The organism is Planktothrix sp. FACHB-1355, assembly GCF_014748295.1.
Taxonomy (GTDB): Bacteria; Cyanobacteriota; Cyanobacteriia; order Cyanobacteriales; family Aerosakkonemataceae; genus Aerosakkonema; species Aerosakkonema funiforme_A.
Genome location: NZ_JACJUP010000261.1, coordinates 1 through 6,898, shown reverse-complemented (window position 1 = coordinate 6,898; position 6,898 = coordinate 1). Strand labels below are relative to the sequence as shown.

General features: G+C 45.3%; 6 protein-coding genes and 1 pseudogene. 4 read left to right on the top strand and 3 right to left on the bottom strand.

Features of this window, described 5'->3' with window-relative positions:
• Positions 1 to 70: 70 nt before the first annotated feature.
• Positions 71 to 679, bottom strand: coding sequence for a DUF488 domain-containing protein (locus H6S82_RS13230; RefSeq protein WP_190471615.1), 609 nt, complete (start codon positions 677 to 679; stop codon positions 71 to 73).
• 326 nt (positions 680 to 1,005) lie between these two features.
• Between H6S82_RS13230 and H6S82_RS13225 the strand changes: the two genes are divergently transcribed.
• The gene (locus H6S82_RS13225; RefSeq protein WP_190471613.1) at positions 1,006 to 1,341 is read left to right on the top strand and encodes a hypothetical protein; all 336 of its coding nucleotides are present in this window, start codon (positions 1,006 to 1,008) and stop codon (positions 1,339 to 1,341) included.
• Here the strand turns inward: H6S82_RS13225 and H6S82_RS13220 are convergent, their stop codons facing one another.
• Positions 1,342 to 3,870, bottom strand: a complete 2,529-nt coding sequence (locus tag H6S82_RS13220; RefSeq protein ID WP_190471609.1) for a sigma 54-interacting transcriptional regulator — start codon at positions 3,868 to 3,870, stop codon at positions 1,342 to 1,344.
• 183 nt (positions 3,871 to 4,053) lie between these two features.
• Here H6S82_RS13220 and H6S82_RS13215 point away from each other — a divergent pair, with 183 nt between their 5' ends.
• The 3 genes from H6S82_RS13215 to H6S82_RS13205 all read left to right on the top strand — a co-directional run bounded on the left by H6S82_RS13215 (position 4,054) and on the right by H6S82_RS13205 (position 6,604).
• Positions 4,054 to 5,097, top strand: coding sequence for a M23 family metallopeptidase (locus H6S82_RS13215; RefSeq protein WP_199315510.1), 1,044 nt, complete (start codon positions 4,054 to 4,056; stop codon positions 5,095 to 5,097).
• Positions 5,098 to 5,199: 102 nt separating this feature from the next.
• Positions 5,200 to 5,727, top strand: coding sequence for a thylakoid membrane photosystem I accumulation factor (locus H6S82_RS13210; RefSeq protein WP_322111987.1), 528 nt, complete (start codon positions 5,200 to 5,202; stop codon positions 5,725 to 5,727).
• A gap of 265 nt (positions 5,728 to 5,992) precedes the next feature.
• Entirely contained in the window at positions 5,993 to 6,604 is a 612-nt protein-coding gene (locus tag H6S82_RS13205; RefSeq protein WP_190471603.1) for a hypothetical protein, read from the top strand.
• A gap of 28 nt (positions 6,605 to 6,632) precedes the next feature.
• Here the strand turns inward: H6S82_RS13205 and H6S82_RS13200 are convergent.
• Positions 6,633 to 6,898, bottom strand: a pseudogene (locus H6S82_RS13200) (cytochrome B); the annotation flags it as partial.

Sequence of the window (6,898 nt, the reverse complement as noted above, 5' to 3'; positions counted from 1 at the left end):
CCCCGACTTCTTCAAGAAGTCGGGGATCTAATGCTGCCTAGATTCCCGACTTCTTCAAGAAGTCGGGGATCTAATCTTCTTTGACATATGCAATTTCGTTACCTTGTCGATTATAAGCTTCTTCTAGATCGATTTCATCTTTGATAGGTGACGGATCGAATAAACTTAATTGAATGGGCCGATCGCTATCTTTATTAAATTTCTTTAAGAGCCTTTTTTCTAGTTGCTCTTGCGTTTCCAAACTGCCATCTGATAAAATATGATTAATCTGCACCTCAAATTTTCCCAGTTGGCGACAAACTAAAATAGTGCGATGACAGGTAAGCGGATCTTTTTCCGCACACATCATCGCAATTCGATAAGTTTCAGCACCTTTAACTAAGCGTTGAATTCCTTCGGCAAATAGGTTAGTGGCAGCAATTCTTTCGTAAAGCGCTTTGCCAGTATTATCGTAACAGCTTAAATCTTCCGGTCTTGCACCTAGTTCTCGACCCAGGAAAACATAGCGAATGCCAATGTTTTGTAATGATGCTTTTAAGGCGGATTGATTGAAATGGGGTAAGCGACGGCTGTAGGGATGCGATCGCACATCCGCCACCGCCGTAATTTCATGCTGTTGAAGCAACGAAATAAAAGCTTCAATACTGAGATTGGAGTGACCTATGGTGAATAGCTGCATAATTATGAGTTTGATTTTGCCCCTGTAGTAAGTGTGTTTGACGATTGACCCAGCCAACAATGACCCAACTGCCCCAAGCCAGCCAAATCATAAGTAAATCATATCGTTTTAATAACTTATTTTGATTGATTTAAACTCAGCCAGAAAAGGTTGTATTTGCGATCGCCATCCGCCATCCGGAATCACAGCTAGTCAGCTTGTATATATAACTTATGATGTCAGGCTGCATAAGTGCCATTGGGTCAGGCACACCCGATATCAGGCCAAAATTCAAGGCTTAGTTATATCCAAGCCAAATTGACACTCCTGATACTTGAGGATTAGTTATGTTTTCCACACACTCATCCCAAAACGCCAAACACCTTTTCAAACCTCCAATTGAGCTTGTGGCACTTCTTCTTTATGTTGCTGCTTCTGGATATACAGTCGGTCGATTTTTCATAGACGCTAACAACTACACCATCGGATACGAAGCATACCGAAACGCTGATTGCACAGCAGCTGTTGCACATTTCGACAAAGTGATCGATGGCTGGCGCTTTGCCGACTTGCGTAACTATGCGAGTCTCGCCAAGCAAAAAAAATCACAATGTCTCAACCTCATATCAGCTAAAGAAACTTTATCTGGCGATCCGATAAACGTTATTGAAGTCAAGCAGTAACTAGCTTGCGATAATAATTGCCCACATACTTGCTGCCAAAACTATCGTTGCCAAATGTTGCGGCAGCAAAAATCGCAGCGGTTGACGAGCAATTTTTTGCGTTAAGACTATTGACAAAAGCACAGAAAAAATCAGGGTTGTTCCCTGCAAAAATGCGATCGTGGCTGGATGCGCTACCAATATCGGTAAACCTTCACCGCTAAACCCAAAAGTAGCCAAACTTAATGGCAGAATTCGTCCCGCTTCGCCCAAACCCAGTTGCAAATAATGAGCCAAATTACCCCCCAAAACCAGAGGTAAATAACCGTAAGCCAACTCTACAAACGAGCGCGGTTTCAACAAACGATTAAATAGCTGAATCGAGCCATATGCCAACAAAGTAACTAATGTAGGCACAATCAAAACTACCAGAACAAATGCCAAATGAGGCAAAAACAAATCTAAATTGAAATTCAATCCCAACCAAGATTCTAATTCCGGCAGGCGATGAAGATATATACCTCCCAACAACAACATTAGCAGCGCCACTTCATAGGCATGAGGCACATGAGTAGTCCATAACTCAATCCCTGGCGGACGCAAATTTAACTCGACCGATCGATGGGGACAAGCTTTGAGGCAAGTCATGCAAAGTACGCAATCTTTGTTATCTTCCAAATGGGTTGGATGAGAATATAAAGGACAGCCATCAGTCTCCAAGCCCTCCCCTTTTTGAGGCCCACCTTTGTAACATTGATAAGTAGTGCATTCTGCCGAACAAGTTCCTTGCTGCGCTCTTAATTCGGTCATTGATAATTTGGCAAATAAGCCATTCATTCCACCGATCGGACACAGATACCTGCACCAAAATCGCCGCTCAAAAATAGCGGAAAAAATCATCGCTCCGGCAGTAATTAACAGCAACAAACAAGCAGAAAGGTAAGCAGTATCTTCTAAATGCCAAAGTTCTTCCCACAAATAAATTAAAACAAATAAGCCAAACAAAAACCATCCTCCCCACTTTTCCGCTGACTGTCGCGGCCACCGCTTTAGCTGACGCGGCCAAAGCCATAGGGAAAGTTTCTGCGTAACTTCCCCATATATCATGAATGGACAAACAGCACACCACAGGCGTCCTACAAAGGGAAAACCAATCAGAACTAAAGGCCACCACCAAGCCCAAAATAAATTTAAAGCCACATTTTGATGGCGATGCTGAGGGCCAAAAAATAAGATCCCTATAACAATTGCAAAAAAGCTTAATGTGAAGCCATAATTTATTCTATCCGGCCACCAGGGACTGCGTAAAAATCGTCGCAAACTTGGATAGGCATTTAAGAGATTGACGCGAAATTGTTTTTTCTTAGTTTGGGCAGACCAAAAAACAGCTTCGGTTAGCTCGTTCGCACCAGGGGATTGGACGATCGCTCTTTCCACCAAACTTTGCAACTCTCTGAGATTGCCAGGAAAATCGTAGGCTTGCAACCATCGCAAAGCTTCTGATGTTATTTGAGGTTTGTTTATACCTTTAGCTTTACAAAACAATCTAAAGTAGTATTCTACTTGATCGGCAACATCCGCTTTTCTTACTCGCAGAGGCGGAACTTTGACTGCATGACCGACGCTGCGATCGATCGCAGGTAAGGTTTTCTCGGAAATCATCAGAATGCGTGCTAGACACTTACTTTTGAGCGACGATTCCGACCCTTTATTTCCGACTGGTGTATAAGTGCCACTTTTCACCAATTCAGCTATTTTGGGCATCAATTCTGGCGGCAGTTCTTGGATATTGTTGAGAAGTAAACTTCCTTCTCCCAACCATTCAATTAATCCAGATTTTCCCCCAGCACGACCAAAAAGTTCTACACCGTTTGCCTGCAACTTACTGCAATCAATTTTAATCATCGGTTGTCGTCGCTGAGACGAACTAAAATGAATCAGAGCGGCAATGTTATCTTTTTCCAGTCCCGGTTCCCCAAAAATTAACACCGAACGGCGATCTTCTGTGGCTTTTTTAATTTGCTGTCGCAAACGCACAGCATAACGACTTTTACCTACAATTCCTCGTTTCGCCTTAGTTACTAAGTAGGGACGTAAAATAGTTTGGCGTTCTTGCTCATAAGTTAATTGAGAAGATATCTGCGCTAATTCCATTGCCAGTTGCTGGGAAAAAGTCTGGGTAATTTCCGGGTATTTGACAACTAATTCCCGAAATTTGTCAGCCGGAATAAACCACACCTGACATTCGCTCAGCGCTTGGACAGTTCTTTGCGCCAACTGCCCAAATAGTAGCTCTTGTGCGTGAACGATCGCACCTGGGAGTAAACTGATACCCCAAACCGAACCTGTTTGATTGATGCGATCGCCCTCCAGCCGTCCTTGTTTGAGGATATAAAGACCTTCCGGTGGCGTATCTTCCAGCACGAGGCGAGTTTGGTTGGGTACGACTTTTTCGATCAAAACTGGCGCGATCGCTTCCAATACCTCATCCGACAGCACGCTTAGAGCTGTTCGTTCTTTTAGCCAAATTACCGCGTCGCTTGCTGTCATCGTTGGCGCTCCTATAAGCTTCACTTTACATTTTAAAGATATATAATCAAGAATATTAATTTTTAGGTGTTATTGCCAACAAAAAAGGAACTAATATGTCAGATCCGATCGATCTGTGGGTGCCCTTAGCACTTCTGGGTTTGATTATCCTCGCGGCAATTTACTTCAGTCGCAGCAGCTGAAATGCAATTCGCCTTTTTAACTATTCCTGCCATGAAAAAATCTTTTCTCGTCACCGCACTTCTTGTTTTCTTCCTGGCACTCCTTCCCGCGTGCTTCGGTAAAGAAAACACCTCTAACGCCGCAACTGCCTTCAAACTGAAGCTGCCGATCGACTGCACGCTCGGTCAAAACTGCTTTATCATGCACTACGTAGACCGCGACCCCAGCCCAGCAGAAGTCGATTTTGGCTGCGGTCGCCAAACTTACAACGATCACACCGGTACGGACTTTGCGATTCCAGATGAACGGGCGATGGCAGCAGGCGTAGCCGTCAAAGCAGCCGCTGCCGGTAAAGTCCTCCGAGTTAGGGACGGAGTGAGCGATCGCAGAGTCGCCGATGAAACCGATAAAGCCAACGTTCAAGGTAGAGAATGCGGTAACGGAGTTGTGATTGACCACGGCAACGGTTGGCAAACACAGTACTGTCACCTCCGCAACGGCAGCGTTGTTGCCAAACCGGATACCGCAGTCGCTGCCGGTACGGTGTTGGGTATGGTAGGAGAATCCGGTTTAGCTTCCTTCCCTCACGTTCATTTGACCGTTCGCTACCAGAATAAAGTTGTAGACCCGTTTGTGGGTGCCAATGCTGGGACTGGTTGTCGAGTCGATCGCAAACCTTTATGGGAACAGCCTCTGAGTTACGTTCCCACAGGTCTGGTGCGATCGGGTTTTGCCACCGAAGCACCAACTATGAACGCTATCTGGGAAGGACGCTTTTCGGAAACAGAACTTTCTCACAACAGTCCGGCGCTGATTTTTTGGGTGCAAACATATGGAGTGCTTCAGGGCGATCGACAAGAATTTCAACTTACCGCACCCGACGGTAAACCTTTCGCCGTCCGCAAACAAGACCTCGCTCAGCCCAGTCGAGCTTGGTTGAGCTATGTTGGCAAAAAGGCGTCCGCCAATCAACCGTTATCGCCTGGTGTTTGGCGAGGAGAATATCGCCTGATCCGTAATGGTAAGGTACTGATTGACGTGAAGCGAGAAGTGCGAATGCGCTGAAGTAGAGCTAGATTAAGACTTTAGGTAAGTTTTTCAGAGCAGGTACGTAGAGTGAGATCGGTTTTTCTGAATTACTGGCGAAGGCTTTTTGCCAGCTGGCTGCTGACGCTGGTAGCAGTCCTGAGTTGTTTGTTACTCATCGGCACGCCACCTGCTTTAGCGGGTATCAACGACGATTACTTTGAGGGCAATGTGTTTGTCCTTTATGGCGGGAATGGTTCCTTAGTGCCGCCAAAAGTGACTTTGGCACAATCTTTGCAGGCAGATAAGCCGACTTTGTTGGTGTTCTATGTAGATGACAGCAAGGATTGCAAGCAATATGCTGTTGTGGTTTCCCGACTGCAAGCATTTTACGGTCGGGCGGCAGATTTTATCCCCGTTAGCGTGGATAGTATCCCAGCCAAATCTACCTACGAAACGACGGAACCTGGGTATTACTACAAAGGTTTTGTACCTCAAGTTGTCTTACTCGATCGATCGGGTAAGGAAGTTCTCAATGAGAAGGGACAAGTGCCGTTTGAGCGGGTAGACGATGTTTTCCGCGAACTGTTTAACTTGCAACCTCGATCGCAATCTGTACAATTGAAACCGCGATTGGTGAATGAGTTCAGTACGGAACTCGCCGAATAAGCTGTAGGTTGGGTTGAGGTGACGAAACCCAACCACCTCAGTGTTTTTCACCTTATTGTATTAGGGGGAGTGGGGAGTGGGGGAGAAAAGAACAACAGGTAACTTGCGATCGATAATTTTACGAGGGGAAGGAAGTAAGAATATTTGTTGGGTTTCGCTGGCACTCTACCCAACCTACTATCGATCTTTAGGTGTGTAATATTAAACAAAATACAAAATAATCCTAGAACATAATATCCACCTAACCGTCCCAGATGGTGTTTCTATGTCCAACAACATCTACACCACTAAGGAACTAATTGAAATTTTGGCCCAAGAGCGCCAAGCCTGCCTCATGGGTCAGCGCCTTAACTTAACTGCGGAAGCTTCTGGCAATCCTTTAATCGATCGGTTTCTCAAATCCGAGGGAGCGCAAAAGTTTGCCGCTTATCAAGATTTTAAAGAGACGATTCACCGCTATCAAAGGGAAAACGATGTTTCCGGTATTGTCTGGCGACAAGTCGCGGTGAAAGGGAAAACTCTGCGAATGCCGGAAGTAGATGCCCAGTTGATTGCTCTGCCCAGCGATATCGAGACGCTCAAAGCTGCTAAACCTTCAATATTAGCATTCTGGTATGAGGTGACGGCGGGAATGGATTTATATTTGAGTGTGAATAATGGCAAGGATTTTCGATCGATCTCTCCTGCTGATGTGGGCAGAATTTCTCAGCGCACCGAATGGGCGGGTTTGTGCAACTTTGAAAAGTCCGATTTCCTAGAAATTATCTTGCAGCTGGGATGGGGAAAGCCGGAGGAAGCTGTTTACAAACGGGGATGGCCGACTTCCGGCAGCGAGTATATCCATGCGGTAAAGCCCGGAAATCGACCGATTTGTTAAGTGTTTTCTAGGGAGAGGGAAGCAATTTTTAATTTTGACTGTTGATTTTTGACTTTTGACTTATCAACGCTTTGTACAAACGTCGCATTTGCGCCCGCAAGTATTTCCATTGGTCGATCGCATGGACTGCGATCGTCGCCAAAAATGTGTAAGACAGCCAAAAATGCAGACTGGTGCTGAAATCGGCCAGTGCTTTGTTTTCTGGAAATAAGTCTGGCAAAGCAATACCAGTGCCAAATATAACTACATCGTAGCCATGAGAGTTGGTACAAAAATAGCCGCTTAGGGGAACGA